Here is a 25,526-nt window from a genome sequence, read left to right as displayed (position 1 = left end):
CGCCGGTTCGGCGCCTTGCTCCCGATCACCTTCGATGATATCCAAGAGGGGTGTCACGTATCGCAGCGCGTCGAAGAGTGACCCGCCTCACCGTCGGCGGATCCCGCGTTCGACGAGCCGATTTCCTCGCGGTCGAGGAGCCGCTCGAGATCCGAGTCGGCGGCGCGTCGCTCGCCGTGACCATGCGCACGCCCGGGCACGATGTCGAGCTGGCGGCCGGCTTCCTCGTCTCCGAGGGAGTCGTCCACCGGCAGCAGGATTTCTCGGCCGCAATCCACTGCGCGAGCGACGGAGAGCCGAACACCTACAACGTGCTCGACGTCGCTCTCGGCCCCGGCGTCGCGCCTCCCGACCCGAGCCTGCAGCGGAACTTCACCACGACCAGCTCGTGCGGGCTCTGCGGCAAAGCCACCATCGACGCGGTGCACACGCGCTCCCGATTCGCGGTGGCCGATGACCCGCTCGTCATCGATGCCTCGACGCTCGTCGACTTCCCCGAGCAGCTGCGCGAGCAGCAGGCCGTGTTCAAGCGAACCGGCGGGCTGCACGCGGCCGCGCTCTTCGACGGCCGCACCGGCGAGATGCTGGTGCTCAGAGAAGACGTGGGGCGTCACAACGCCGTCGACAAGGTGATCGGGTGGGCGCTGCTGCAGGGGCTGCTGCCCCTGCGATCCTCCGTGCTGATGGTGTCGGCCCGCGCCAGCTTCGAGCTCACGCAGAAGGCGCTGATGGCCGGCATCCCGTTGCTCGCGGCGGTCTCCGCCCCGTCGTCACTTGCGGTCGAGCTCGCCGAATCCTCCGGACTCACCCTCGTCGGCTTTCTGCGCGGCGAGTCGATGGTCATCTACAGCCGTGACGACCGCGTCTCCGATGCAGCGGACGAAGCCTCCGACCCTCCCGCCGGCATCGCCGCCGGCCCCCTCGAGAAAGCAGTGCACCCATGAGCCCGAAGGCCCCCCGCGAAGACTTCTCCGACGCCGACATCGAGGTCACGGAGCCGAAGGACTACGCCGCCGGCATGGGGGGCGTCTTCCACTCGATGGAGCCCGCCGTGAAGACGCTGGGCCTCGCCCGCACGGCGAAGCTCATGACGAAGATCAACCACAAGGACGGCTTCGACTGCATGAGCTGCGCGTGGCCCGACCCGGAGCACCGCAAGATCGCCGAGTTCTGCGAGAACGGCGGCAAGGCGGTGACGTGGGAGGCGACCCCGGTCACCGTTTCGCGCGCATTCTGGAAGGAGCACTCGCTCACCTCGCTCGAGGACAAGACCGAGTACTGGCTGGGCATGCAGGGCCGGATCACCGAGCCGGTCTACAAGCCCGCCGGTTCCGATCACTACGAGCCGGTCAGTTGGGATCGCGCATTCGACATCGCCGCCGGGCATCTGAACGCGCTCGATCACCCCGACGAGGCCTCCTTCTACACGAGCGGACGCGCCTCCAACGAGGCGGCGTTCATCTACCAGCTCTTCGCGCGCGTGCTCGGCACGAACAACCTGCCCGACTGCTCGAACATGTGCCACGAGTCGACGGGCACCGCGATGACGTACACCGTGGGCATCGGCAAGTCGACCATCGCGTACAACGACTTCCTCGAGTCCGACCTCATCGTCATCATGGGCCAGAATCCGGGCACCAACCACCCGCGCATGCTGACCGCGCTCGAGGAGGCGAAGCAGAACGGCGCGAGCGTCGTCGCGGTGAACCCGCTGCCCGAGGCCGGGCTGCTCGGATACAAGGACCCGCAGAAGGTGCGCGGCTACGTCGGCAAGCCCATCCAGATCGCCGACCAGTTCCTGCAGATCCGCTCGGGGGGCGACGCGGCCCTGCTCCAGGCCGTCTCCAAGCGGGTCATGGAGGCCGAGCGCCGGGCACCGGGCACCGTGCTCGATCACGACTTCATCGCCGAGCACTGCGACGGCTTCGAGGCGTTCGCCGAGCACATCGCGCAGGTCGACGACGCCGCCGTCGAACGCGCGACGGGGCTGTCGGCCGCGGAGATCGACGAGTTCGCGGAGCGCTATCTGCGCGCCGACCGGGTGATCATCGCGTGGGCGATGGGCATCACGCAGCATCGCCGCAGCGTCGACACGATCAAGGAGATCATCAACCTGCTGCTGCTGCGCGGCAACATCGGGCGCCCCGGCGCCGGCGCCTCCCCGATTCGCGGGCACTCGAACGTGCAGGGCGACCGCACCATGGGTGTGTGGGAGCAGATGCCCGACTCCTTCCTCGACGCGCTCGGCGCGGAGTTCAAGTTCGAGCCGCCGCGCGAGCACGGGGTGGACGCCGTGCAGGGGATCCGCGCGCTCGACGAGGGCCGGATCAAGGTGTGGTTCGGCCTCGGCGGCAACCTGCTCGGGGCGATCTCGGACACGAATCTCGCCGAGTCCGCGATGCGCAAGACGCGCCTCAGCGTGCAGCTCTCGACGAAGCTCAACCGGTCGCACGTGATCACGGGTGAGGAGGCGCTGATTCTGCCGGTGCTCGGTCGCACCGAGGTCGACGTGCAGCTCAGCGGCCCCCAGTACGTCACGGTTGAGGACACGGTCTGCGCCGTCCACGCATCGCACGGGCAGGTGCCTCCCATATCGGATGGGGTGCGCTCGGAGATCGCGATCATCGCGGGGATCGCCCACGCCACGCTGGGCTCCCGCCACGGCATCGACTGGCTCGCGATGATCGACGATTACGACGTGATTCGAGACCACATCTCCCGAGTCGTGCCGGGCTGCGAGGACTACAACGCCAAGACGCGGCGGAAGGACGGGTTCCTGCTGCCGAACGGGCCCCGCGACGAACGCCGCTTCGACACCGCGACCGGCAGGGCGCGGATCACGGTGAACGAGCTGGAGCATGTGGAATGCCCGCCGGGCCGGCTGATCCTGCAGACCGTTCGCTCGCACGACCAGTTCAACACGACGATCTACAGCCTCAACGACCGGTATCGGGGCATCAAGAAGGGGCGCTCGGTGGTCTTCGTGCACCCCGACGACCTCGCCGAGCTCGGCCTCTCCGACGGGCAGACGGTCGACATCTTCAGCGAGTGGAAGGATCAGCCCGACCGCGTGCTGCGCGGGTTCCGCACCGTGGCGTACCCGACGGCGCGGGGGTGCGCAGCCGCGTACTTCCCGGAGGCGAACGTTCTGGTTCCGCTCGACAGCACCGCCCTCGAGAGCGGCACCCCGGTGTCGAAGGCCGTCGTCGTGCGTCTGGAGGCCTCGAGCACGCCCGTGGGCGTCGGGCGACCGGTCACCGTGTGAGGTCGGGTGCCGTAACGCGCGTCGGCGTCGCTGCCGTCGGCGCTGCGCTCCTCGCGCTGGCGGGGTGCAGCGCCGCGCCGCCGACCGAAGACTCCGTCGCGGAGGACAGGGCCGGATCGCAGCTCTCCGGCACCCTCACGATCGCCGCGGCAGCCTCGCTGCAGGAGGTCATGACCGAGGTCGCGGATGATTTCGCGACGGAGCACCCCGGCGTCACCATCAGTGCGCTCAGCTTCGACGGTTCGTCGGTGCTCGCGACGCAGATCATCGGCGGGGCTCCCGTCGACGTGTTCGCCTCCGCGGATGCGGCCAACATGGCGCGCGTCGCCGACGCCGGTCTGCTCGCCGCCGATCCTCAGCGCTTCGCGACGAGCAGCCTCCAGATCGCCGTGGCCCCGGGAAATCCGCTCGGCATCGAGTCGCTCGCCGATCTCGACCGCGACGGCCCGAACGGGAAGCGCCCGACGACGGTGGTCTGCGCAGCGGAAGTGCCCTGCGGCGCGGCCGCCCGCCAGCTGCTCGACCGCGACGGCGTCGAATTGCACCCCGCGAGCGAGGAGCAGAACGTTACGGCCGTGCTCACGAAAGTCGCCTCCGGCGAGGCGGACGCCGGGCTGATCTACCGATCCGACGTTCTGCGCGCGAACGGCGACGTCGCAGGCATCGAGATTCCCGGGGCGGATGAGGCCGCGGGCGACTACGAGATCGCACCGATCGCAGGCTCCGACTCGGAGACCGCAGCTCGAGCATTCGCCGACTTCCTCCTGGCGGACTCCGCCCAAGCGCGTCTCGCCAACCTCGGATTCGGGCCGGTGCACGCGCCGTGAATCGGGGCAGGATCGCTCGCCGCGCACCCCAGCGCGCGACGAGCCGGCGGACTCATGAGATTCCATCGCTGGTGGTCGCGCCCGCGCTGCTCGGCGGCGCGCTGCTCGTGCTGCCGCTGATCGCGCTGCTCGCCCGGTTGAACTGGGCCGCCCTGCCCGCGACGCTCTCGTCACCCGAGACCGGCAGCGCCCTGATGCTCTCCCTCGTCACCGCGGTGTCGGCCACGGTCTGCTGCGCAGTGCTCGGCGTGCCCCTCGCCATCGTGCTCTCCCGGGCGAACGGCTGGTGGTCGGTACTCCTGCGCGGCATCGTCACGCTCCCGCTCGTGCTCCCGCCCCTCGTCGGCGGATTGGCGCTGCTCTCGCTGCTCGGGCGCGGCGGCGTGATCGGCGATCTCCTCGCCGACGCCGGGATACAGATCCCGTTCACCACCGTCGCAGTCGTGATCGCGCAGACCTTCGTGTCGCTCCCCTTCCTCGTCATCTCGGTGGAGAGCTCGCTGCGCAGTCTCACTCCCGCGTTCGGAGACGCCGCCGCGACGCTCGGCGCGGCTCCCGCCTCCGTGCTCTTCCGAGTGACGCTGCCGCTGATCCGGCCGGGACTCACGGCGGGCGTCATTCTGTGCTTCACCCGAGCGCTCGGCGAGTTCGGTGCGACGGCGCTCTTCGCGGGCAACGCCGGGGGCACGACCCGTACGGTTCCGCTCGCGATCTACACCGCATTCAACGGGGCCGGCGTGACGCAGGACACCGCGTTGACGCTGTCGCTGATCCTCATCGCCATCGCCATCGCGTCCCTCGCCCTCGTTCAGGGTCGCGCCGGCTCGCGCGCGATGTGACGCCTCACCGCGGGCGTCGGAGAGCAGCTGCTAGTGTGGCGCGCAGGAGGTGCCGCGATGCTGAAGGTCATGCCCGTTTCGCGCCCCTCGGGCCGCGCCCGGCAGCTTCCCTCCACGCGCTCCTCCGGTCTCTCGGACGCCCGTGGGCGAGCGCTGCGCGACCTGCGCATCTCGATCACCGACCGCTGCAACTTCCGCTGCGTGTACTGCATGCCGAAGGAGCTCTTCGGCAGCGACTACCAGTTCATGGAACGCGACGAACTGCTCAGCTTCGACGAGATCGTGCGCGTCGCTGAAACGGCTGTCGCGCTGGGCGTCGACAAGCTCCGCCTCACCGGCGGCGAGCCCCTGCTGCGTCGAGGCGTCGAGGAGCTGATCTCCCGACTCGCCGCCCTGCGAACCTCTGACGGACGCAAGCCCGACCTCGCCCTCACGACCAACGGATCGGCGCTGCGCGTCAAAGCCGCGGCGCTGCGCGAGGCGGGGCTCGACCGCGTCACCGTCTCCGTCGATTCCCTCGACGAGACCCGATTCCAGGCGATCAACGACGTGCGCTTCCCGCTCGCTCGAGTCTTCGACGGCATCGAGGCCGCCAGCGCCGCAGGGCTCGGACCGGTGAAGGTGAACGCCGTCATCAAGCGCGGTGTGAACGACGATGAGATCGTGCCCCTCGCCGAGCACTTTCGGGAGCGCGGCCACGTGCTCCGCTTCATCGAGTACATGGACGTCGGCGCGAGCAACGGCTGGGTGCTCGACGACGTCGTGCCGTCGGCGGAGATCGTCGCACGCATCGATGCGGTGCACACGCTCGTGCCCGTCGCCGAGACCCGCGAGGGCGAGACGGCGAAGCGCTGGCGGTATTTCGACGGCTCCGGCGAGATCGGCGTGATCTCGAGCGTGACCGGAGCCTTCTGCGGCTCCTGCACGCGGGCGCGAGTGTCGGCGGACGGAAAGCTCTACACCTGCTTGTTCGCGTCGCGCGGCTTCGACCTGCGCGAACTGCTGCGCTCCGGGGCAAGCGACGAGCAGGTGCGGAACGCGCTCGCCGGCGTGTGGGCGGCGCGCGACGATCGCTACTCGGAGTTGCGCGCGCAGCTCGGAGATGCGGCTCCGGATCGCGAACGCATCGAGATGTCCTACATCGGCGGCTGACCGGGCTACAGTCCCACCCACTCGCTGACGCCATCGGCGAAGTGCTGGCGCTTCCAGATCGGCACCTCGTGCTTGATGCGCTCGACCAGGCGCTCGACGGCGGCGAAGGCCTCAGCGCGGTGCGGCGCCGAGGCGGCCGCGACGAGCGCCGCGTCGCCGATGCGCAGCGCTCCGACACGGTGCACGGCGGCGAGTCTGACTCCCGGCGTCTCCTGCTCCGACATCTTCTGCTCCGATGCGACGCACTCCGCGATGAAGCGCTCCGCCTCGGGATGCGCCCGGTAGTCGAGCGCCGCGACCCCGCGGCCCCCATCGTGGTCGCGGACGATTCCGTGGAACATCACGAGCGCCCCGCACTCCGGCGCATCGACCGCTGCGCGCACCGCCGCCTCGTCGATCGGCTCGTCCGTGATGCCGGCTCCCGCGTCGTTCATGCGTCTCCCTCCGGGTCGCCCGCGCTCGACGGGCCGTCTGCTGCTGCTCTGACGATCAGATCGGGCGCGACTCTCGCGAGCTGCGCGATGCCCCCGCGCACGAAGCGCACATCGGCGAACCCCTGCGACGCCAGCGCCTCGGCGGCGCGAATCGACCGCGGATCGCGTTCGCAGTACACCCGGATCGGGGCGTCGACGCCGCCCGCGTGGAGACCTCCCGCGCCGTCGCCGCTCGACCCGTCGCCGACTCTTCCGGCGAGGTCGCCCGCTTCGATGCGGTCCACGGCGATTCGGGTCGCCGAACCGACGCGTCGCTCCGCGAACTCCTCCGCAGTGCGCACGTCGATGACTCGGATCGCCGCTCCCGCGCGCAGCTCCTCGGCGAAGTCCGCGGCGTCGGCGCCGAGCGCGTGCGCCGTCGGCGCGGACTGAGCGGTGCCGCAGAACAGCTCGTAGTCGATCAGTTCGGCGATCGGGGTCGCCGCTGGGTCGCGCCGCACGTGGAGTTCTCGGGTGCGCGCCGCGAGCGCGTCGTAGAGCAGCACCCTCCCGATCAGGGGATCGCCGAGGCCGGTGATCAGCTTGAGCGCCTCGGTGGCCATCAGCGCTCCCACGGTGCCGCAGAGCCCGGGGAGGACGCCGCCGTCGGCGCAGTTGAGCACGCTCTCCGGCGGTGGCGGAGCCGGAAAGAGATCCCGATATCCGGGGCCGTGCGCGTGCCATGCGACGCTCACCTGGCCGGAGTACTGGAGAATCGCACCCCATACGAGAGGCGTGCCGGTGAGTTCGGCGGCATCGTTCGTCAGATAGCGGGTCGGAAAGTTGTCGCTCCCGTCGAGCACCAGGTCGTACTCGGCGAACAGGTCGAGCGCGTTCTCCGCGCTGAGCCGCACACGGTGGCGATCGACCGTGATCGACGGGTCGAGGGCGAGCACGGTCTCCGCAAGCGCATCGACTTTCGGCCGGCCCACATCCGCCGCCCGGTGGGTGACCTGCCGGTGCAGGTTCGACAGCTCGACGAGGTCCTCGTCGAGCAGGCCGATGCGGCCGATGCCCGCCCCCGCGAGGTAGGGCGCGCTCGCGCACCCCAGCCCGCCGGCGCCGACGACGAGCACGCTCGCGCCGGCGAGTCGCCGCTGCGCTTCGCCGCCGAACCCCGGCAGCGCGATCTGCCGCTGCGCGCGCGCCGTCGCGGCGGCCGTCAGCGACGTGACGGGCGCGACGAGCGGGCCAGGCCGGGCGCTCGCGCGCTCCGGCGGCGTCGACCGAGTACCACCCACCGCAGGCATGCCCCCAGTCTACGAGCCGCTCCGACAGGGGTTCGCTACCATGGCCGTATGGCTCGCATCACCGTCAGATACTTCGCGGCCGCTGCCGATGCCGCCGGCCGGGAGGAGGAGGCGTGGGAGCTCGGAGCGCCGCCGACGCTCGAGGCGCTCCGCACCGAACTGGTCGAGCAGTACGGCAAGGCCATGCACCGGGTGATCCGCTCCGGGTCGTTCCTCGTCGACGGCGCCGTGCGCTGCGACGACGGCGCGATCACGGGCAACGTCGTGGATGTACTGCCGGCCTTCGCGGGCGGGTGAATATGCGCACGCACATCGAGCACGCGGCGATCGTCGCCGAACTCCTCGCGCCGATCCTGGAGGCGTCGAGGCATCGCGAGCCCGAGTGGGTTCCCATCGACGACAGCGGGGTCTCCGGCCGAGTCGTCACCCGAGACATCCCTGCTGCGATTCCGCTGCCCCCGTTCGACAACTCTCAGATGGACGGGTACGCGGTGCGCACTGCGGACTTCGCGAGCGCGGCTCCGTTCGCGTTCTCCGTCGGCCCCGCCGCGGCGGCGGGAGACGCCCCGTTCGCCTGCGCACCCGGAACCGCCTGCCCGGTCATGACGGGGGCGGCGATGCCGATCGGAGCGGACGCGGTGATTCCGATCGAGCAGGCGAATCCGCCGAGCTTCGGGCGGCTGCGCCGCCCGCACGATCCTGCTCCCCTCGATTCGGCTGCAACGGAGACCGTATCCTTCGCGCAGGCCCCGAGCACCGGCGCCTTCGTGCGCGAGCAGGGGTCCGATCACCCGCTCGGCGCGCCGCTGGTGCTCGCCGGATCGCGACTGCGCCCCTCGATGATCGGTCTCCTCGCGAGTGCGGGGGTTGCCCTCGTGCCGGTGCGCCGGCGAATCCGCATCCTGCTCGTCTCGACCGGTGACGAGGTCACTCCTCCCGGCGAGCACCTTCCCCCCGGGCGCATCTACGACGCGAACGCTCCGCTGCTCGCGGCCGCGATGCGCGATGCCGGCGCCGAGGTGACGACGCGGCGAGTCCCGGACCGCCCCGAGGCGCTGCGCGCCTGCGTCGAGACCGCGGGCGACCACGACCTGCTCGTCACATCGGGCGGCATCAGCGCCGGGGCCTTCGAGGTGGTGCGCGAGGCATTCGGCGGCGATGAGACGCACGCCGACTCGAGCGATGGAATCCACTTCACCGGAATCGCCATGCAGCCGGGAGGCCCGCAGGGCTCGGGCTTCGTCGAGGTCGACGGCCGTCGACTCGCAACGCTGTGCTTTCCGGGAAACCCCGTGAGCTCCGCACTCTCCGCGGAGCTCTTCCTGCTACCACTGCTCCGCGATCACGCCGGCCTGCCCCGAGGCGCAGAATGCAGCACCGCACGGCTCGCCCACGACGCCGATTCCCCCGAGCACAAGCATCAGGTGCGACGCGGGCGGTTGCTCGAGGATGGAATCGTGGAGCTCTCACCCCCGAGCTCGCACCTGCTCGCAGACCTTGCGAACGCAGAGCTGCTCGCTCACATCCCCATCGGAGTCGCTCGCCTCGCCGCCGGCTCCCCGATCGAGATACAGAGGTTCGATGTCTGACACCAGCTCCCGAACGGACACCCCGGAGTCGGGTGATCTCACGCACCTGCGCGCCGATGGGAGCGCGCACATGGTCGACGTCAGCGACAAGGCGGTGACGAAGCGCACCGCGACCGCCGAAGCCTTTCTCGAGACCCGCCCCGACGTGGTCGACCGACTCGCGACGGGCGACCTCCCGAAGGGCGAGGCGCTCGGCACCGCGCGGCTCGCCGGCATCATGGCCGCCAAGCGCACTCCCGATCTCATTCCCCTCTGCCACCCGCTCCCGCTCTCGAAGGTCGCGATCGACTTCGAGAGCCAGACCGACCGGGTGCGCATCACTGCGACCGTGTCGACCCGCGGGGTGACCGGCGTGGAGATGGAGGCCCTGACCGCGGTGAGCGTCGCCGCGCTGACGCTCTACGACATGATCAAGGCGGTCGATCATCACGCCGGCATCACCGGCACGCGCGTGCTGGCGAAGGCCGGCGGCAAGAGCGGCGACTGGGCCGTCTCGTGAGCGACGCGCCCCGGCGCACCGCGCGCGTGATCGTCGCGTCGACGAGCGCGGCCGCCGGGTCGGCTCCCGACACCACCGGTCCGCTGATCGCGGGCTGGTTGCGCGAGCGCGGCTTCACCTCGGAGGATCCCGTGGTCGTGGCCGACGGCGAGGAGGTGGAGCGGGCCGTGCAGTCAGCGCTCGACGAGGCCCCCGCGGTGCTCGTGACAACCGGTGGAACCGGCGTCTCCCCCAGTGATCGTACTCCCGAAGCCGTCGCTCCGCTCCTCGAACTGCAGCTGCCCGGAATCATCGAGGAGCTCCGCCGCCGAGGCGCCGAGCACCTGCCTGCCGCGCTGCTCACGCGGGGGGTCGCCGGGTTCGCCGGTTCCACGTTCGTCATCACGCTCCCCGGGTCGACGGGAGGCGTGCGCGACGGACTCGCGGTGCTGGAGCCGATCCTGGATCACATCCTCGCGCAGCGCAGTGGAGCGGAGCGCTCGCGGGAGGGCCACGCCCCGCGCGGCTGATCCTCGCCCGCCCGCGGCCGCCCCGCCCGCGGCCGCGCCTCCCGACGCTCGGCGCCCAGCGCCCGGCGCCCGAGCGAACTCAGACGCCCAGGGCCGCCTCGATGGGTCCGCGCGCGAAGAACAGCACGAAGCCGGCGGCGACGACCCAGAGCAGCCAGTGCACCTGCTTCGCCCGCCCCGAGCAGGCGTGCACCAGCACCCAGGCGACGAATCCGGCGCCGATGCCGTTCGCGATGGAGTACGTCATCGGCATGACCGCGACGGTGAGGAACACCGGCAGCAGCACGCGGAAATCGGTGAGGTCGATGTACTTGATCTGCGCCATCATGAGCGCCCCCACGATCACCAGCGCTGCCGCCGCGACCTCCGTCGGCACGATCTGCGTGAGCGGCGTGAAGAACATGGCGAACAGGAACATGAGCCCGGTGACGATGTTCGCGAAGCCGGTGCGCGCTCCCTCGCCGATGCCGGCACCCGACTCGATGAAGACGGTGTTCGAGGACGACGAGGTCAGGCCGCCCGCGATCGCGCCCACGCCCTCGACGACGAGCGCCGACTTCAGGCGCGGGAAGTTGCCGCGCTCATCGGCGAGCCCCGCCTCGCGGGAGAGGCCGGTCATCGTGCCCATGGCATCGAAGAAGTTCGTGAAGAGCAGCGTGAAGACGAGCATCACGATCGTGACGACGCCCACACGCCCCAGATCGAAGCTGACCGCTCCCACCAGACCGAGGTCGGGAACTCCGAACGGCGCCCCGTCGAGGGCCGGTACGGTGAGGCCCCAGCCGCCCGCATTCTCGGTCGCCGCGCCGAGGTGCCAGATCGCCTCCACGATGACGGAGATCACGGTGCCGGCGATGAGCCCGATGAGCAGGCCGCCCTTCACCTTCGCGGCGACCAGCACGCCGGTGAGGATGAGCGTGAGCACGAAGATCAGGGTCGGGACGGTGACGACGGATCCACCGATGCCGAGCCCCACCGGCGGTGAGGCGCTTCCCGTCGCAGTGACGAACCCGGAGTTGACGAACCCGATGAACGCGATGAAGAGCCCGATGCCCACGGTGATGGCGAGCTTGAGCTCCACGGGCACCGCGTCGAAGATCATGCGGCGCAGTCCCGTGGCCGCGAGCAGCACGATGAGCACGCCGTTGATGACGACGAGGGCCATCGCCTCCGGCCACGTGACCTGACCGACGACGGAGAACGCGAGGAAGGCGTTGATGCCGAGGCCGGCGGCGAACCCGAACGGCAGTCGGGACACGACGCCGAACAGAATCGTCATGACGCCCGCGGTGAGCGCGGTGACCGCACTGACCGCGGGGAACGACAGCGTGTTGCCCTCAACATCCACGCCGCTGGTGAGGATGATCGGGTTCAGGATGACGATGTACGCCATCGTGACGAACGTCACGAGCCCGCCGCGAATCTCGGTTCCGAAGGAGGATCCGCGCTCGGTGATCTTGAAGTAGCGGTCGACACCTCCCCACGCTCCGGTGGGTTTCCGCTCGCTCGTCACCTGCTGCGCCTCCGTCACGGGCAGCTCCTCTCCGTCACACTGGGTGTTCGCTGAACACAGAAACGGTACCACCGGTGCGAGTCGCAGGCATGCCGAGACGGCGACGGCCGAGGGGCGCCCGCGTGAGCGAGCGGCCCTCGGCCGAGGAGATGCGTCGGGTCGGCTCTGCAGCCGACCCGCGACTCATGGGATCAGCTGACGCCGAGCAGATCGATGACGAAGATGAGCGTCTTGCCCGACAGCGGGTGCCCGCCCGACGTGCCGTACGCCTGCGCCGCGGGAACGATGAGCTTGCGGCGGCCGCCGACCTTCATGCCGGGGATGCCGACCTGCCACCCCTGGATGAGTGCGCGCAGCGGGAAGTTGATGGACTCACCGCGGCCCCACGAGGAATCGAACTCCTCCCCCGTGTCGTACTCGACGCCGAGGTAGTGCACGTCGACCGTAGAGCTCGCGAAGGCCTCCTCGCCCGAGCCCTCCACGATGTCGACGATCTGCAGTTCGGTCGGGGCGGGGCCCTCGGGGAACTCGATCTCGGGCTTCGTCTGCGGTGTTTCACTCATACGTTCATTCTCGCCGAGAACTCGTCATGATCGCCTCCGAGTTCGCCCACAGGGGAACTCCTCTGCACCCCGGCCATGCACGAGGGGAACAACGCTCCCCCGCTTCCGGTAACCTGTGACTGTGAGATTCGCACACTTGATCCCTGCTCCGGCCGCTGACCCAGAGCTCGTCGTCATCGACGACGGCCGCTACATCTCGCTCCGCGCTCTCGGCCGGCCGTTCGACACGCTGCAGCAGCTGATCGAGGCAGGCGATGACTCCCTCGCGAGTGTTCGCGAAGCCGTGGCAGGCGCCGACGACGACTCGTGGTCGCCCATCGGCGAGGCCGCCTACGCACCCGCGGTGATCGGCGCGCCGATCGTGCTGGCGGTCGGTCTGAACTACGACGAGCACGCGAGCGAACTCAGCCTCGATAACGACTCGGGCCCCGTGCTCTTCTCGCTCTTCCCGAACTCGCTCGGCGCGCACCAGGGCGAGGTGCCCCTCTCGAGCGAGGTCAGCACCGAGGTCGACTACGAGGGCGAGCTCGGTGTGATCATCGGGAAGCCGGCGAAGAACGTCACGGCAGACGAAGCGCTGGACTACGTGTTCGGCTACACCGTCATCAACGACGTGACGGCGCGCGACATCCAGTTCCAGGAGCCTCAGTGGTCGCGCTGCAAGTCGTTCGACGGTTTCACACCGATCGGCCCCGTAGTGGTGACCGCCGACCAGATTCCCGACCCGCAGGCGCTGCGCCTCACCACCGACGTCGACGGACTGCGCGTGCAGGATTCGACGACCGGCTTCATGATCCGCACCGTTGCGCAGCTCATCGCGTCGATCTCGCAGGAGGCGACCCTGCTGCCGGGCACCGTTATCTCGACGGGCTCCCCGGGCGGCGCAGGGCGCTCGCGCAAGCCGCCGCTGTACCTCCGGCCCGGCACCGAGGTGACCGTCACGATCGAGGGCATCGGCGCGCTCACCTCGCACTGCGTGGCGGCTTAGCACTCGCGCGGCGCGAGCCGCGAACGCGAAACGGCCGGTGGGATCCAGGATCCCACCGGCCGTTTCGTCTGCCCGCCTACTTCGCCGGCTTCTTCTCGACCTGCGTGCCCTCGCCGTCTTCAACCTTCTCGGGCGCGGGAAGCGCCGCGTCGCTGATCACGTCGATGACGTCGGTCTCGGGGGCGAGACCCGCGAGCTTCGACGGCTGGAGAATGTCATCGAGCTGCGACTGATCGAGCAGACCGCGCGAGGTGACGAGCTCGGACACCTTCTCGTTCGTCGCGAGCGCCTCCTTGGCGAGCTTCGCGGCTTCGGCGTAGCCGATCACCGGCGCGAGCGCCGTGATGACGGTCACCGAGCGCGAGACCATGTCTTCGAGGCGAGCCTCGTTCGCGGTGATGCCGTCGACGCAGTTGACGCGCAGCGTTTGGCAGGCGCGTTCGAGCCAGGTGATGGACTGGAAGAGCGAGTGCGCGATGACGGGCTCGAAGGCGTTCAGCTGCAGCTGACCGGCTTCGACCGCCATCGACACGGTCACGTCGGCGCCCGCGACCGAGTAGGCCACCTGCGTGACGGCCTCCGGGATCACGGGGTTCACCTTGCCCGGCATGATCGACGACCCGGCCTGGCGGGCCGGAAGGTTGATCTCGCCGAGGCCGGCCTGCGGGCCGGAGGACAGCAGGCGGAGGTCGTTCGAGATCTTCGACAGCTTCAGCGCGCTGCGCTTGAGCGCGCCCGAGAAAGTAACGAAGACGCCGGTGTCGCTGGTCGACTCGACGAGATCACCGGCGGTCTCGAGCTCGAGCTGCGTGATCTCGCGGAGGTGCTTGATCACGGCCTCCTTGTACCCCTTCGGCGCGTTGATGCCCGTGCCGATCGCGGTGGCGCCCATGTTGACCTCGCGCAGCAGCGAGACGGCCTCGCGCAGTCGCTCGATGTCTTCGCGAAGCGTTACGGCGAATGCGTTGAACTCCTGGCCCAGCGTCATGGGCACCGCGTCCTGCATCTGCGTGCGGCCGACCTTGATGATGTGCGAGAACTCGCGGCCCTTCGCGGCGAACGATTCCGCGAGCAGCGCGAGTTCGTCGAGCAGGCTTCCGAGGGAGAAGGCGAGGGCGATCTTGATGGCCGTCGGGTACGTGTCGTTCGTCGACTGGCTGTGGTTCGTGTGGTCGTTCGGGTTGATGAACCCGTAATCGCCCTTGGCGTGCCCGGCGAGCTCGAGCGCACGGTTCGTGATCACCTCGTTGGCGTTCATGTTGGTCGAGGTGCCCGCGCCGCCCTGGATGACGCCGACGACGAACTGGTCGTGCAGCATGCCCGTCTTGATCTCTTCGCAAGCGCGGTCGATGAGGGTGGCGCGCTGCTCGTCGAGTGCGCCGATCTCGAGGTTCGCTCGTGCCGCGGCCTGCTTCACGCAGGCGAAGGCTCGAATGAAATCGGGGTAGACCGAGACCGGGCGCCGCGCGATCGGGAAGTTCTCGTGGGCTCGTGCCGTGTGCACCCCCCAGTAGGCGGACGAGGGAATCTCTACGCTTCCGAGAGAATCCGTCTCAGTGCGTGTCTGTGCTGACAAGAAGTCGCTCACCGGGAATCATGGCTCCGTACTCGTGGAAAGGCGGGCCTGCCGCCAGGACGGTCTCAGCCTACCGCTCAAACGTGCACGGCGAGGCAGGATCGCGCGGCCGCCGAACAATCCTCGATCGCCGCGCGTTCTCCTGCGCGCGGCCGCGAACCGGTAGCGTGAAGACATGCGAATCGTCGTGGCTCCGGACAAGTTCAAGGATGCTCTCGATGCCCGGGATGTCGGTGACGCGATCGCCGACGGAATTCGCACTGTGGAGGCCGACGCGGACCTCAGTGTGGTGCCGATGGCGGACGGCGGCGAGGGCACTCTGGAAGCCGCCATCGCTGCGGGGTTCTCGGCCGTACCGGTAACGGTGACAGGGCCCCTCGGAGCACCGGTGGAGGCCGCCTTCGCACGTCAGGGCTCGACGGCCGTCATCGAGCTCGCGCGCGCCTCGGGCCTCGCGCTCGTACCCCGCGCGCACCGCGACGCACTCGCCGCGACTTCGCGCGGTACCGGTGAGCTGGTTGCCGCGGCCCTGAATGACGGCGCGACCTCTATCATTCTCGCCGTCGGCGGCAGCGCGTCGAGCGACGGCGGTGCCGGCATGCTCGCCGCGCTCGGAGCCCGCTTGCTCGACGCCCAGGGCGACCCGCTGCCCGACGGGGGCGGCGCGCTGCGTCTGCTCGAGCGCATCGAGCTCGATCGCCTCGATCCTCGCCTCGAGAGGGTGCGTTTCACGCTCGCGTGCGACGTCGACCACGTGCTGCTCGGACCTCGGGGGGCGGCGAGCGTCTTCGCGCCGCAGAAGGGGGCGAGCGTCGCCGATGTCGCCCACCTCGAACTCGGCCTGACGCGATTCGCACGCCTGCTGGAGTCCGCGCTCGCGCGCCGCGTTGGTCACGACGAGGTGCAGCGCTTCGCCGAGCGTCCCGGTGCTGGTGCGGCCGGCGGCGTGGGCTTCGCTGCGCTCTCCGTGCTGGGGGCGCTGCAGCGGCCCGGCGTCGATGTGGTGTGCGAGTTGACCCGACTGCGCGCCCATCTCGCGGGGGCCGACCTCGTCATCACGGGAGAGGGCTCGTTCGACTCGCAGAGTCTGGGCGGCAAGACACCGATGGGAGTGCGTCGCGCCGCGGCGACACTGGGCATCCCGACGGTCGCGGTGTGCGGCCGATCTACGCTCACCGAAGCCGAGTGGCGGGCAGCAGGATTCAGCGCGTGCTACGCGACGATGGAACGAGCGCCCGATCGTGCGGCGAGCATGCGCGACGCACGTGCCTACCTCATCGAGATCGGCGCGGAGATCGCACGTCGGTCACCGGTCGCGGGGTCCGGGGGTTCCGCTATCGGGAGTGTCGGGGGCGTCGTCGATCGGGATGGCGCCCGTCGCTGACGTGCTCGACCCCTCCTGAGGCGCCGATTCCCCGGCTCCGATGACGGGCGCGGGCCTGCGTCGGAGCACGGAGATCGGCGCGGTGAGCGTCTCGAGCTGCGCTCCCGGATCGTCGTCGAGGCCGGGCCGCCCGCGATGCGTCACTCTGAGGTGCATGCCCTCGCGGTGGAATCGGAGACGGCGTTCGGAGAACAGCCAGATTATCCCGACCGCGAAGGCGATGAGGCCTGCACCCGCGCTGATCAGCAGGGTGGACCGCGGCCCGAGCACGTCGGCGGCGGCGCCCACGAGCGGCGCCCCGATCGGCGTGCCGCCCATCAGAATAGCCATGTACAGCGCGAGGACGCGCCCCCTCACAGCGGGCTCCGCGGTCGTCTGCACGAAGCCGTTCGTGGTCGTCAGCATCGTCGAGATCGCGAATCCGAAGAAGACGAGGGTCACCGCGAAGCTCCAGAAGGTCGGCATGAGCGCCGCCACCAGACTCATGATTCCGATCCCGCCGACGGCGAGGATCACGATCCGCATCCGTGCCGATGGACGCCGGGCCGAGAGCAGCGCCCCCGCCAGCGAGCCGATCGCGAGCACCGATGAGAGCAGGCCGTAGTCGCTCGCGCCCCGCCCGAACTCGAGCGACATCGTCGACGAGATCACCGGAAAGTTCATGCTGAAGGCTCCGACGAGGAACACCATCACGAAGATGACCAGCAGGTCATGGCGGCCCCGCACATACCGGAAGCCCGCCGAGAGCTGACGCCACTGCGACTCTCTCGCCGCCTCCGGTGGCGCCGTACGACGAGTGCGGATCATCAGCAGGGCCCCGAGCACGGCGAGGAACGACACGGCGTTGATGATGAAGACCCAGCCGGAGCCGATCGCCGCGATGAGGAGGCCAGCCACGGCCGGGCCGATGAGTCGCGCCGAGTTGAAGGATGCCGAGTTGAGCGCCACCGCGTTCGACGTCTGCCCGAGACCGACGAGGTCGGAGACGAACGCCTGCCGCGCGGTCGTATCGAAGGCGTTCACCACGCCGAGCGCCAGGGCGAAGCCGTAGAGGTGCCACAGTTCCGCCTGACCCGTGATGAGCAGCACGCCGAGGCCGGCGGCGAGCAGCATCAGCAGCGACTGCGTGACGAGCAGTACCTGCCTCCGGTCGAAGCGATCCGCCACCGCTCCACTGAACGGCACCAGCAGCAGTTGCGGGCCGAACTGCAGCGCCATGGTCGTTCCCACAGCGGCGGCATTCGTCGCGGTGAGCTCCGTGAGCACGACCCAGCTCTGCGTCGTCGCCTGCATCCACGCGCCGATGTTCGAGACCAGCGCCCCGAAGAACCAGATGCGGTAGTCGCGGACGGAGAGCGAGCGGAACATGGTGGACACGGTGGGGACGACCTCCTCGGCTATCCCCTTACCCTACGCCCCGCCCCGGACACCCGCGCCCGCCGACCGCGGAACCCAGCGTCGCTCGGCTAGAACTTGCCGCCCATGTCGAGGAGGCGGCGGATGCGCTCGGGAATCGGCGGGTGGGTCGCGAACAGACGCTGCACCACGCCGGGCTTCAGCGGATCCGCGATCCAGAGATGCGCCATGCTCGACTGCTGCCGCTGCAGGGGCTGCCCGTACGTGGAGAGCTTGTGCAGCGCGCTCGCGAGCGCCTCGGGGTGACGCGTCGTCAGGGCGCCCGTTGCGTCGGCGAGGTACTCCCGCTGCCGCGAGACCGCGAGCTGCACGACGCTCGCAACAAGCGGGGCGACGAGCATCGCGACGAGCCCGAAGACGAGCACGACCGGGTTGCCGTTGTTGTTGTTCCGACCGAAGAAGGCCATGCGCACGAGCACATCGGCGATCATGCCCACCGCCACGACGAGTCCGTAGACGATCATGGAGACGCGGATGTCGTAATTGCGCACGTGGCCGAGCTCGTGCGCCATCACTCCCTCGAGTTCGGGATCGGTCATCAGCTCGAGCAGGCCCGTCGTCGCTGCGACCTTCGCGTGCTGCGGATCCCGCCCGGTGGCGAAGGCGTTCGGCGCCGGATCGTCGACGATGTAGACCTCGGGCATCGGCGTGCCCGTGGTGATCGCGAGGTTCTCGACGATCCGGTACAGGCGGGGATTGTCGGCCTGCGTGATCTGGCGAGCACCGCTCGTGGAGATCGCCTGCTTGCCCGCCATGAAGTACTGGATCAGCGCGTAGACGCCGGCGACGACCACGACCGTGATCACGATTCCCGGCGAGCGGTAGATGTAGGCGGCCAGATATCCGAGCCCCCCGACGATGCCGAGGAACAGCAGGATGATGAGGAAGCTGTTGACCTTATTGCGGCGGATTGCGCGGTACACGGCCCTCCCCTGCTAGAACTGGATGCGCGGCGGCTCCGAGATCGAAGCGACATCCTCGACCTCGAAGAAGTCGCGCTCCGTGAAGCCCATGGCGCGAGCGAAGAGCGTGTTCGGGAAGACCTGGATCTTGGTGTTGTACTCCCGCACCCCGCCGTTGTAGAAGCGGCGCGACGCCTGGATCTTGTTCTCGGTGTCGACGAGCTCGCTCTGCAGCTGCAGGAAGTTCTGGCTCGCCTGGAGCTGCGGGTACGCCTCTGCCACCGCGAAGATGCTCTTCAGGGCCTGCTGCATGTGGTTCTCGGCTGCGGACGCCTGCGCGGGCCCCTCCGCCGAGATGGTCTCGGCGCGCGCTCGGGTGACGTCTTCGAACACGCCCTTCTCATGCGCGGCATACCCCTTCACCGTGTCGACGATGGTCGGGATGAGGTCGGCTCGTCGCTTGAGCTGCACCGTGATGTCGCTCCAGGCCTCGTCGACCCGCACGCGGAGCGTGACGAGGGAGTTGTACGTGACCCACACGTATCCGATCAGCAGGACGAGCACACCGGCAGCGACGAGCGCAGCAATCAATCCACCAGACATGCTCTGCATCCTAGCGCCGGCGGCACGAAATCAGCTGGGATCGCGCGGTGTTCCTGCCGCGTCAGGGTTCGCCGATGGCGCGTTCGGCCGAAGCGCGCGGGCCGCAGCGATTCGACGGGCGGAGCGGGCGCGCTCGCGCCGCAGCCTCACAGCACGGACGCGCATGAGGATCGCCAGCACGATCACGACGAGGATCGTCATCACGAGTACGAATTTGGCGAAGACCACGGCACCACCATAGCGGCTCCGCTTCTGGAGGAATCGGAGCCGAACGTCGGCTCCGGCGCTACGCTGGCTCCCATGACGTCCGCCGAACGACACCGCTCGCGGGTGAGCTGGGTGGTTCGGAAGGCGCTGAGCCTGTTCGCCGCGCCCCGGCTCGACATCCGGGAGGACTACGAGCGGGTGCGGCGCATGCAGCGGCAGCTCGCCGTCCTGCCGCATGCCCGGTACCGCGCGCTCGACGTGGAGATCATGTCGGACGACGGCGAGCACCCGATTCCGGTTCGCGTGTTCCACCCGCGCGAGCGCCGCCGCGACGAGGTGCTGCTCTTCTTCCACGGCGGCGGGTGGGTGACCGGGGACATCGAGAGCTACACGCCGGCCTGCGCCACCATGGCGGACCTCACGGGCTGCATCGTCGCGTCGGTCGACTACCGCCTCGCTCCCGAGCACCCGTTCCCGGCGGGCCTCGACGACTGCCTGCGCGTCGCCGAGCTGCTGCTCAGCGATCCGGCGCGCCTCGGGGCAGACCCGGCATCCGAAGTCGTGCTCATCGGCGACTCCGCCGGCGGCAACCTCACGGCCGCCGTCTCGCTGGAGTTGCGCGATCGTGGAGCGCGCGGAGCGAAGCGGCAGATTCTGCTGTACCCGGTGACGCATTGGGATCACGATCCGGCCACTTCCGAGTTCGCGTCCGTGCGCCGGCACGGAGGCGACTACCGGCTCACCAACACCGAGGTGCAGGACTACTTCGAGCTGTACGTTCCCGACGCCGCTGCGCGCGCCCAGCCCCTCGTCGCGCCGCTCATCGCCGACGATCTCTCCCGGCAGCCCGAGACCCTCATCATCACGGCCGAGCTCGACCTTCTCTGCGATGAGGGCGAAGCGTACGGCGACGCGCTCGAGCGCGCCGGCAACCGCGTGCGCGTGCATCGTGTGGACGGTGCGCTGCACGGCTTCATCACCCTGCCGCGCTTCTCCCGGTCGCTGCGCGAGGCCTACGACGTGATCGACGCCTTCCTCGACGGCGACGCTCCCCCGAGCCCGGCGGAGGCCTCCGGCTGATGCCCGACTCCTGGGTGAGGCTCGACAACGCCTCGAACATCTTCCTCGCGGCGCGCAGCGACGCGGATCCGAAGGTGTTCCGCATCAGCGCCGAGGTCGACCACAACGTCGAGCCGCGCATCCTGCAGGAGGCGCTCGACGCCACCTACGAGCGCTACCGCCTCTACCACGCCGTGCTGCGGGGAGGCATGTTCTGGTACTACCTGCAGACGAGCGACCTGCACCCGACGGTCGCCCCGGAGCACCTGCCCACGTGCGCCCCCATCTACCGCGAGGATCGCAGGAACCTGCTCTTCCGCGTCGTCTACCGGCGCAGACGGGTCATTCTCGAGATCTTCCACGCGCTCTCCGACGGTACGGGAGCACTGTGGTTCCTCACGGACCTGCTGAACGCGTATCTGCAGGCGCAGAGCGGAACGGGCAGGACAGCCCGGGAAGGCGGAGATGAACCGGAGTCTGCGGCTGATCCTGCACCGTCATCCTTGGACGCCGAACCGCACCCGGCGCACGAGCTGATCGCCGACAGCTTCTCGCACTACTTCCATCGCGGGCGCGAGCCGCTGGCGCCGTCTGGTGACACCGAGCCCGCGTCGGCTTCCATTCCCCTTGGCGCCCGCGTCTCCGCACGCGTACGAGCCAGAAACCTGCGCGGCGGCGCTCGGCCGCGCGTGCACCGCGTGCGCGGCACGCGCACGCCAGACAACCGCACGCGCGTGGTCGAACTCACCATGCCGACGCAGGCGGTACTCGCCCTGGCCCGGGCCGAAGGGGCGTCTCTGACGATCTATCTCACGGCGCTCTTCTTCAGGGCGCTGCGCGAAACGATCGGCCCGCTCGGCCGCGCCAGCACCCTGGCAGCCTCGATCCCCATCAACCTCAGGCAGTTCTTCCCGTCGACCTCCGCGCGCAACTTCTTCGCCACCGTGCGCGTGGAGCACACCTTCGCACGCGACGGCGTCGGCGACGACCTCGGGTCGATCTGCCGAGAACTCGAGGCGCAATTCCGGCCCAAGGCATCACCGCAGGCGCTCGAACGGAAGCTGCGACGGCTCATCAGGTTCGAGCGGTCGCCGCTCCTGCGCATCCTGCCTCGCGTGCTCAAAGACGCGATCCTCCGGCTCATCAACTGGGGCAACAACCGAGGGCTCAGCGTCGCCGTCTCCAACCTGGGGCGCGTCGTGCTCCCCGAGCCGGCGGGATCGCGAGTGGGCCGCATGCTGTTCCACGTCTCCGCGGTGCGGCCCCAGTTCTGCGCGATGTCGCACGGCGGGCAGCTGACGATCTGCTTCACCTCGCCCTTCATCGAGACCGACCATGTACGCGCCTTCGTGCGCATGCTGACCGCCAGCCGTGTCGATGTGACGGTGGCGGCGGCGAGGGTCACCGATGCCGAACTCGCTGCCGGCTCCGACCCGCGGCAGGAGCCGAGCCCATGAGGAGCTGCGAGGCGTGCACCGTATCGGTCGAGGGCACGTGGACGACCTGCCCGCTCTGCGCTACTCCCCTCACCGGCGCCCCCTCCCCAGACCCGCTGCCGAGCGTTCCGCTCAGCTTCTCGAAACGGCGCGTACTGCAGACGCTCTTCTTCGCATCACTCGCGGTGATCCTCGCCTCGTTCCTCGTGCAGCTCTTCTTCTCGCGCGACCTCGACGGCATCGGCGTGTGGCGATCCGTGTGGCTCGGCGTCACCGCCATGTGGCTCGTCGTGACCATGGCGGTGCGCAAACGCCGCAACGTCGCCAAAGGCACCGTCTATCTTGTGTCGCTCATCGGGCTCGTCTGCGTGTACTGGGACTACCTCGGCGGCTGGCAGCGCTGGTCGCTGACGTACGCGGTGCCGATCGTCTGCGCCTCGGCGATCATCGCGCTGCTGATCACGGTGCAGCTGCTGCGCATCGACGTCACCGAGCACCTCGTCTACAGCGGGCTCACCGTGCTGCTCGGGCTCGTGCCCTTCGTGTTCCTGATGTTCGGATGGGTGAACAACCCATGGGCGTCGTGGGCGTGCGTGCTCGTGAGCCTGCTCGTGCTCGCCGACGTGCAGGTGCTGCGGGGGCGCGAGATGCGGCTCGAGCTCGCGAAGCGGTTTCACCTGTAGAGGTGGGGCGTCTTTCGCACGAGTGAGCTTGCGACTCTGGCGTGGTGGCATCCGTCGTAGGTAGAGTGCTGGCAATATCCCCGTCGAAAGGAACTGCGCGATGACTGATTACGCGAACGCCTGGGACTTGCTCGCCAGCGCAATCGGTGCAGCGAAGAACGAATCGGCGGGGTCCATTGCAGACGTCTCACATCTCACGGTCGACCAGAGGATCGAGGTCGCGAAGGTCGCCGCGCTGCTCTCGATCTCTCAAGAATTGAGCGGCCTCCGTCAGGGTGAGGGCGCGGGGCCGGAAAGAATTGAGGCCCATCTGAGCCGAATCGCGATGCATGTGAACGGGGACAAGCCACCCGTGGAGTTTCGGAGTTTCGATCTCTAACCCCGGGTCCCGTGATGTGATAGTCCCCCCACAGGGATTCGAACCCTGACTGTACCGATCCACCGGTATTAGAAAACGGCGGAATCTAGACAAATCGGCATAAGTCGGGATTGAATGGCCCGACTGGGTAGGAATACGTCTCTGATCTGCGGAACCTCCGTGTCATTCTCCGGTCCGAATCGGGGTAGGTCGGCATAGGCCGTAGTGCCATGCTGTCCGCGTGCTGTCCGCGTATTACCTCAACGGAGGCGATACAAGACCGTCGAGCCTCACAGCACGACATCGATTGCCGAAATCAATGCCCTCAGCCAAACAAGATCAGTTGCGATCGCGGCTGCATCGGTTGGCTCTCGTCTTATTCTCTGCGGCCTGGACTGGCGCTGGAGATCGCCCTCATGAACGACCTGGTTGCGATGGTGGACGATTCGGTTCAAGCGATCCCTAATGTCGGTCGCCGACTGCGACGGCACGATCTCGTGAGCGATTTTATTGAATGCCTTTCTCACGCCCAGCATGAGCATCGCATCCTCGACGCCACGGCTGCTTTGGAAGGTGAGTTTCAGAATTACCCGCTCAAGAACTCCTCGAGCTCGCACCTTGGGTCTGATTCTGTCCCGATTTTGCACCATCGCCTCGCTCAGCTCGACGAGGTCTCCAAAGGGCACATCAAGCCCTTCAAGTGCGGAAGGCATCTGTTCAAGGGGAGCGTCGGCCAAAGCCCAATGAAGATATGTGTCGAGCGCTGCGACGCCAAGCGCAATCGCCGAGCGACGAATATCATCGGCAATGAGGGGATCGGAAACGGCACCTGCATGTGCCAGGAGAGCATCAGCTCGATCCATAACATCGGTCGCAGCCTGCATGGGTGAAATCGACATAAAGAGATTCTAGGATGCCACCTCGTAGCAACCGACAAGGATAATGAATCTTCTCGTCCGCTACGCGACCGGCTTGAGCGAGGAACGACGCGCAAGATCGAGCGCCGCATCCCGATGCCGCGTCACCGCGTCGATCACCTCGTCCAGACGGTCCGGCCACAGGTGTGCGTACGTGCGCATCGTCTCCTTCGCCGTCTTGTGCCCGAGCATCGTCTGCACCACGAGCGGATCGGCGCCGGCCGCGATCGCAGCAGACGCGGCCGTGTGCCGGAGCTTATGCGGTGTTAGCCCGCGCCCGTCGAGGCCTGACTTCGCGAGAGCCGGCACCCATACGCGGCCGCGCCAGTTCCTCTGGTCCACGGCACCGCCTCCGCGCTGCACGCGGAACAGCCACGCGTCGGGCTCCTGGCCCTCCATGAGTGGTGCGAGTTCGTCGAGCACGTAGTCGTGCAACGGGATCGCGCGCGACTCCCACGTCTTCGGCGGTCCGACTGCGCGCGCGCCCTTGGTGGTGGTCGTCCAGGTGCGCCGAATGTCTGCGCGTCGCGCGTCGACTCGAATATCGGCTACGCGCAGCGCCGTCGCCTCACCGATGCGCGGTCCCGCGGAGGCGAGCAGGTAAATCAGTGCGCGGTCGCGGTGCTCGCCGGAGACTTCCATGCAGGCCTGCGCGAGTCGCTCGACCTCGGCGTACGAAAGCAAGGCAAGGTCGTGCGAGCGTTCGATGCGGGGAAGCTCGACGCGCAGCATCGGATCGCGTGCGATCCATCCCTCATCGCGCGCGTACCCGAGAACGCTGCCGAAGGTGCGCGCGACGACGTCGTTGAGCCGGGAGTGCGAGAGAGCTGTCACCGCCCGCCCCTCAGAGCGGCCCGTGTAGGTGCGCGGCGCCGTTCCGTCCAGCAGGGCCTCGACCCACTCCTCGATCGCCTGTCGTGTGACCTGCGAGATCGGCGTGGATGCCCAGCGCGGGAGTATGTGCACATCGAGGTCCGTGCGGTATGCGGCGAGGGACACCTCCTTCGGGCGCTTCTTCGACGCGATCCACGTCTCAGCGAGCTGTCGGAACGACTGCTCGGTCAATTCGGGTGGAGCGTAGCGGTCCGCGCGCAGGTTGTCCTCGAGCTCGGCCTCGTACGCTTCGGCGTCACCCTTCGTCGAGCTCAAGCGGCTGATCTCGATGATGCAGGGCATCCACCAGGGCGCGCTGCAGAACCATCAGCTCTCCCCGGATGGGTGGGCGTCGGTGAAGGCGGCCGAGTCCGCGATCGCCGCGCTCCCCCTCGAGGTGTTCGACCGGGCCGGCGCCCGCTGGGAAGACATCATCGGGTTCGCGAACGCCCTGCACCGCAAGGGCGATCTCGGCCTGATCGTGATCGACTACCTCGGCCTCGTGAAGAGCCCGGCGGAGTCGAAGTCACGGCAGCAAGACCTCGAGGACTGGGCGAATGCTGCGAAACAGCTCGCGAAGCAGCTCGGCTGCTCGGTGCTGATCCTCGAACAGCTCAACCGCAACATGACGAACCGCCCGAACCC

At 68.7% G+C, this 25,526-nt stretch carries 27 protein-coding genes; 16 read left to right on the top strand and 11 right to left on the bottom strand.

What is annotated here, in order from left to right:
- Window positions 1-50: 50 nt before the first annotated feature.
- The 5 genes from fdhD to moaA all read left to right on the top strand — a co-directional run bounded on the left by fdhD (window position 51) and on the right by moaA (window position 6,083).
- The gene (gene fdhD / locus PQI23_RS06735; RefSeq protein WP_339972816.1) at window positions 51-944 is read left to right on the top strand and encodes a formate dehydrogenase accessory sulfurtransferase FdhD; all 894 of its coding nucleotides are present in this window, start codon (window positions 51-53) and stop codon (window positions 942-944) included.
- Window positions 941-3,265, top strand: a complete 2,325-nt coding sequence (locus tag PQI23_RS06730) for an FdhF/YdeP family oxidoreductase (protein ID WP_339972814.1) — start codon at window positions 941-943, stop codon at window positions 3,263-3,265. The genes fdhD and PQI23_RS06730 overlap by 4 nt, the downstream gene beginning before the upstream one ends.
- Window positions 3,262-4,092, top strand: a complete 831-nt coding sequence (gene modA / locus PQI23_RS06725; RefSeq protein WP_339972812.1) for a molybdate ABC transporter substrate-binding protein — start codon at window positions 3,262-3,264, stop codon at window positions 4,090-4,092. Before PQI23_RS06730 ends, modA begins: the two co-directional genes overlap by 4 nt.
- 71 nt (window positions 4,093-4,163) lie before the next feature.
- Window positions 4,164-4,931, top strand: a complete 768-nt coding sequence (locus PQI23_RS06720; protein WP_339972810.1) for an ABC transporter permease — start codon at window positions 4,164-4,166, stop codon at window positions 4,929-4,931.
- A gap of 57 nt (window positions 4,932-4,988) precedes the next feature.
- A complete protein-coding gene (moaA, locus tag PQI23_RS06715) occupies window positions 4,989-6,083 on the top strand; it encodes a GTP 3',8-cyclase MoaA (protein ID WP_339972808.1) in 1,095 nt (364 codons plus the stop codon).
- Between the two features lie 5 nt (window positions 6,084-6,088).
- Here moaA and PQI23_RS06710 read toward each other — a convergent pair whose 3' ends face one another.
- Window positions 6,089-6,517: a molybdenum cofactor biosynthesis protein MoaE gene (locus PQI23_RS06710; protein WP_339972806.1), complete on the bottom strand. Its 429-nt coding sequence runs from the start codon at window positions 6,515-6,517 to the stop codon at window positions 6,089-6,091.
- Window positions 6,514-7,806, bottom strand: coding sequence for a ThiF family adenylyltransferase (locus PQI23_RS06705; RefSeq protein ID WP_339972804.1), 1,293 nt, complete (start codon window positions 7,804-7,806; stop codon window positions 6,514-6,516). Before PQI23_RS06705 ends, PQI23_RS06710 begins: the two co-directional genes overlap by 4 nt.
- A gap of 48 nt (window positions 7,807-7,854) precedes the next feature.
- On the opposite strand from PQI23_RS06705, the gene PQI23_RS06700 reads away from it, so the two are divergent.
- Genes PQI23_RS06700 through PQI23_RS06685 form a run of 4 tightly spaced genes read left to right on the top strand, consistent with a single transcriptional unit; the run spans window position 7,855 to window position 10,403 of the window.
- The gene (locus PQI23_RS06700) at window positions 7,855-8,103 is read left to right on the top strand and encodes a MoaD/ThiS family protein (protein ID WP_339972802.1); all 249 of its coding nucleotides are present in this window, start codon (window positions 7,855-7,857) and stop codon (window positions 8,101-8,103) included.
- Between the two features lie 2 nt (window positions 8,104-8,105).
- The gene (locus PQI23_RS06695) at window positions 8,106-9,395 is read left to right on the top strand and encodes a molybdopterin molybdotransferase MoeA (RefSeq protein WP_339972800.1); all 1,290 of its coding nucleotides are present in this window, start codon (window positions 8,106-8,108) and stop codon (window positions 9,393-9,395) included.
- The gene (gene moaC / locus PQI23_RS06690) at window positions 9,388-9,894 is read left to right on the top strand and encodes a cyclic pyranopterin monophosphate synthase MoaC (protein ID WP_339972798.1); all 507 of its coding nucleotides are present in this window, start codon (window positions 9,388-9,390) and stop codon (window positions 9,892-9,894) included. The genes PQI23_RS06695 and moaC overlap by 8 nt, the downstream gene beginning before the upstream one ends.
- On the top strand, window positions 9,891-10,403 hold the full coding sequence (locus tag PQI23_RS06685; protein ID WP_339972796.1) for a molybdopterin-binding protein: 513 nt from the start codon (window positions 9,891-9,893) through the stop codon (window positions 10,401-10,403). Before moaC ends, PQI23_RS06685 begins: the two co-directional genes overlap by 4 nt.
- 79 nt (window positions 10,404-10,482) lie before the next feature.
- Here the strand turns inward: PQI23_RS06685 and PQI23_RS06680 are convergent, their stop codons facing one another.
- Both PQI23_RS06680 and PQI23_RS06675 read right to left on the bottom strand, forming a co-directional pair.
- Window positions 10,483-11,934, bottom strand: a complete 1,452-nt coding sequence (locus PQI23_RS06680; RefSeq protein WP_339972794.1) for an NCS2 family permease — start codon at window positions 11,932-11,934, stop codon at window positions 10,483-10,485.
- A gap of 173 nt (window positions 11,935-12,107) precedes the next feature.
- The gene (locus PQI23_RS06675) at window positions 12,108-12,479 is read right to left on the bottom strand and encodes an FKBP-type peptidyl-prolyl cis-trans isomerase (protein ID WP_339972792.1); all 372 of its coding nucleotides are present in this window, start codon (window positions 12,477-12,479) and stop codon (window positions 12,108-12,110) included.
- A 121-nt stretch (window positions 12,480-12,600) separates the two neighbouring features.
- Between PQI23_RS06675 and PQI23_RS06670 the strand changes: the two genes are divergently transcribed.
- On the top strand, window positions 12,601-13,467 hold the full coding sequence (locus PQI23_RS06670; RefSeq protein ID WP_339972790.1) for a fumarylacetoacetate hydrolase family protein: 867 nt from the start codon (window positions 12,601-12,603) through the stop codon (window positions 13,465-13,467).
- Window positions 13,468-13,543: 76 nt separating this feature from the next.
- Here the strand turns inward: PQI23_RS06670 and PQI23_RS06665 are convergent, their stop codons facing one another.
- Window positions 13,544-15,055, bottom strand: a complete 1,512-nt coding sequence (locus PQI23_RS06665) for an aspartate ammonia-lyase (protein ID WP_339972788.1) — start codon at window positions 15,053-15,055, stop codon at window positions 13,544-13,546.
- 163 nt (window positions 15,056-15,218) lie between these two features.
- Between PQI23_RS06665 and PQI23_RS06660 the strand changes: the two genes are divergently transcribed.
- On the top strand, window positions 15,219-16,427 hold the full coding sequence (locus PQI23_RS06660) for a glycerate kinase (RefSeq protein WP_339972786.1): 1,209 nt from the start codon (window positions 15,219-15,221) through the stop codon (window positions 16,425-16,427).
- Here PQI23_RS06660 and PQI23_RS06655 read toward each other — a convergent pair.
- The 4 genes from PQI23_RS06655 to PQI23_RS06640 all read right to left on the bottom strand — a co-directional run bounded on the left by PQI23_RS06655 (window position 16,350) and on the right by PQI23_RS06640 (window position 19,576).
- On the bottom strand, window positions 16,350-17,795 hold the full coding sequence (locus PQI23_RS06655; RefSeq protein WP_339973134.1) for an MFS transporter: 1,446 nt from the start codon (window positions 17,793-17,795) through the stop codon (window positions 16,350-16,352). The genes PQI23_RS06660 and PQI23_RS06655 overlap by 78 nt on opposite strands.
- A 98-nt stretch (window positions 17,796-17,893) precedes the next feature.
- Entirely contained in the window at window positions 17,894-18,766 is an 873-nt protein-coding gene (locus tag PQI23_RS06650) for a M48 family metalloprotease (RefSeq protein ID WP_339972784.1), read from the bottom strand.
- A 12-nt stretch (window positions 18,767-18,778) separates the two neighbouring features.
- Entirely contained in the window at window positions 18,779-19,348 is a 570-nt protein-coding gene (locus PQI23_RS06645; RefSeq protein ID WP_339972782.1) for a LemA family protein, read from the bottom strand.
- 30 nt (window positions 19,349-19,378) lie between these two features.
- Window positions 19,379-19,576 (bottom strand): hypothetical protein, encoded by a 198-nt coding sequence (locus tag PQI23_RS06640; protein WP_339972780.1) that lies wholly within the window; start codon window positions 19,574-19,576, stop codon window positions 19,379-19,381.
- A 72-nt stretch (window positions 19,577-19,648) separates the two neighbouring features.
- On the opposite strand from PQI23_RS06640, the gene PQI23_RS06635 reads away from it, so the two are divergent.
- From PQI23_RS06635 to PQI23_RS06620, 4 genes are all read left to right on the top strand, one after another.
- The gene (locus tag PQI23_RS06635) at window positions 19,649-20,635 is read left to right on the top strand and encodes an alpha/beta hydrolase (RefSeq protein ID WP_339972778.1); all 987 of its coding nucleotides are present in this window, start codon (window positions 19,649-19,651) and stop codon (window positions 20,633-20,635) included.
- Window positions 20,635-22,071, top strand: a complete 1,437-nt coding sequence (locus PQI23_RS06630; protein ID WP_339972776.1) for an alcohol acetyltransferase — start codon at window positions 20,635-20,637, stop codon at window positions 22,069-22,071. The genes PQI23_RS06635 and PQI23_RS06630 overlap by 1 nt, the downstream gene beginning before the upstream one ends.
- Window positions 22,068-22,733, top strand: coding sequence for a DUF6320 domain-containing protein (locus PQI23_RS06625; protein WP_339972774.1), 666 nt, complete (start codon window positions 22,068-22,070; stop codon window positions 22,731-22,733). The genes PQI23_RS06630 and PQI23_RS06625 overlap by 4 nt, the downstream gene beginning before the upstream one ends.
- A 100-nt stretch (window positions 22,734-22,833) precedes the next feature.
- Complete coding sequence (locus tag PQI23_RS06620; RefSeq protein WP_339972772.1) at window positions 22,834-23,112, top strand: hypothetical protein; 279 nt, start codon at window positions 22,834-22,836, stop codon at window positions 23,110-23,112.
- A gap of 269 nt (window positions 23,113-23,381) precedes the next feature.
- On the opposite strand, the gene PQI23_RS06615 is transcribed toward PQI23_RS06620, so the two are convergent.
- Together PQI23_RS06615 and PQI23_RS06610 are read right to left on the bottom strand one after the other, a co-directional pair.
- Entirely contained in the window at window positions 23,382-23,990 is a 609-nt protein-coding gene (locus PQI23_RS06615) for a hypothetical protein (RefSeq protein ID WP_339972770.1), read from the bottom strand.
- Window positions 23,991-24,050: 60 nt separating this feature from the next.
- Complete coding sequence (locus tag PQI23_RS06610; protein WP_339972768.1) at window positions 24,051-25,157, bottom strand: tyrosine-type recombinase/integrase; 1,107 nt, start codon at window positions 25,155-25,157, stop codon at window positions 24,051-24,053.
- Between the two features lie 13 nt (window positions 25,158-25,170).
- On the opposite strand from PQI23_RS06610, the gene PQI23_RS06605 reads away from it, so the two are divergent.
- Window positions 25,171-25,526: DnaB-like helicase C-terminal domain-containing protein (locus tag PQI23_RS06605; protein ID WP_339972767.1), on the top strand; the 356-nt coding region annotated here is incomplete at its 3' end.

This window comes from Leucobacter sp. USCH14, assembly GCF_037619215.1.
Classification (GTDB): domain Bacteria; phylum Actinomycetota; class Actinomycetes; order Actinomycetales; family Microbacteriaceae; genus Leucobacter.
The sequence above is the reverse complement of the archived record's forward strand: the minus strand, read 5'-3'. Positions and strand labels throughout refer to the sequence as shown.

Bases quoted from the DNA above. Each gene is read 5' to 3' on its own strand.
- PQI23_RS06635 (WP_339972778.1), top strand. From the start codon at position 19,649: ATGACGTCCGCCGAACGACACCGCTCGCGGGTGAGCTGGGTGGTTCGG.
- PQI23_RS06625 (WP_339972774.1), top strand. From the start codon at position 22,068: ATGAGGAGCTGCGAGGCGTGCACCGTATCGGTCGAGGGCACGTGGACG.
- PQI23_RS06705 (WP_339972804.1), bottom strand. From the start codon at position 7,806: ATGCCTGCGGTGGGTGGTACTCGGTCGACGCCGCCGGAGCGCGCGAGC.
- PQI23_RS06655 (WP_339973134.1), bottom strand. From the start codon at position 17,795: ATGTTCCGCTCGCTCTCCGTCCGCGACTACCGCATCTGGTTCTTCGGG.
- moaC (WP_339972798.1), top strand. From the start codon at position 9,388: ATGTCTGACACCAGCTCCCGAACGGACACCCCGGAGTCGGGTGATCTC.
- PQI23_RS06645 (WP_339972782.1), bottom strand. From the start codon at position 19,348: ATGTCTGGTGGATTGATTGCTGCGCTCGTCGCTGCCGGTGTGCTCGTC.
- PQI23_RS06710 (WP_339972806.1), bottom strand. From the start codon at position 6,517: ATGAACGACGCGGGAGCCGGCATCACGGACGAGCCGATCGACGAGGCG.
- PQI23_RS06615 (WP_339972770.1), bottom strand. From the start codon at position 23,990: ATGTCGATTTCACCCATGCAGGCTGCGACCGATGTTATGGATCGAGCT.
- PQI23_RS06730 (WP_339972814.1), top strand. From the start codon at position 941: ATGAGCCCGAAGGCCCCCCGCGAAGACTTCTCCGACGCCGACATCGAG.
- PQI23_RS06695 (WP_339972800.1), top strand. From the start codon at position 8,106: ATGCGCACGCACATCGAGCACGCGGCGATCGTCGCCGAACTCCTCGCG.
- PQI23_RS06660 (WP_339972786.1), top strand. From the start codon at position 15,219: ATGCGAATCGTCGTGGCTCCGGACAAGTTCAAGGATGCTCTCGATGCC.
- PQI23_RS06630 (WP_339972776.1), top strand. From the start codon at position 20,635: ATGCCCGACTCCTGGGTGAGGCTCGACAACGCCTCGAACATCTTCCTC.
- moaA (WP_339972808.1), top strand. From the start codon at position 4,989: ATGCTGAAGGTCATGCCCGTTTCGCGCCCCTCGGGCCGCGCCCGGCAG.
- PQI23_RS06620 (WP_339972772.1), top strand. From the start codon at position 22,834: ATGACTGATTACGCGAACGCCTGGGACTTGCTCGCCAGCGCAATCGGT.
- PQI23_RS06675 (WP_339972792.1), bottom strand. From the start codon at position 12,479: ATGAGTGAAACACCGCAGACGAAGCCCGAGATCGAGTTCCCCGAGGGC.
- PQI23_RS06700 (WP_339972802.1), top strand. From the start codon at position 7,855: ATGGCTCGCATCACCGTCAGATACTTCGCGGCCGCTGCCGATGCCGCC.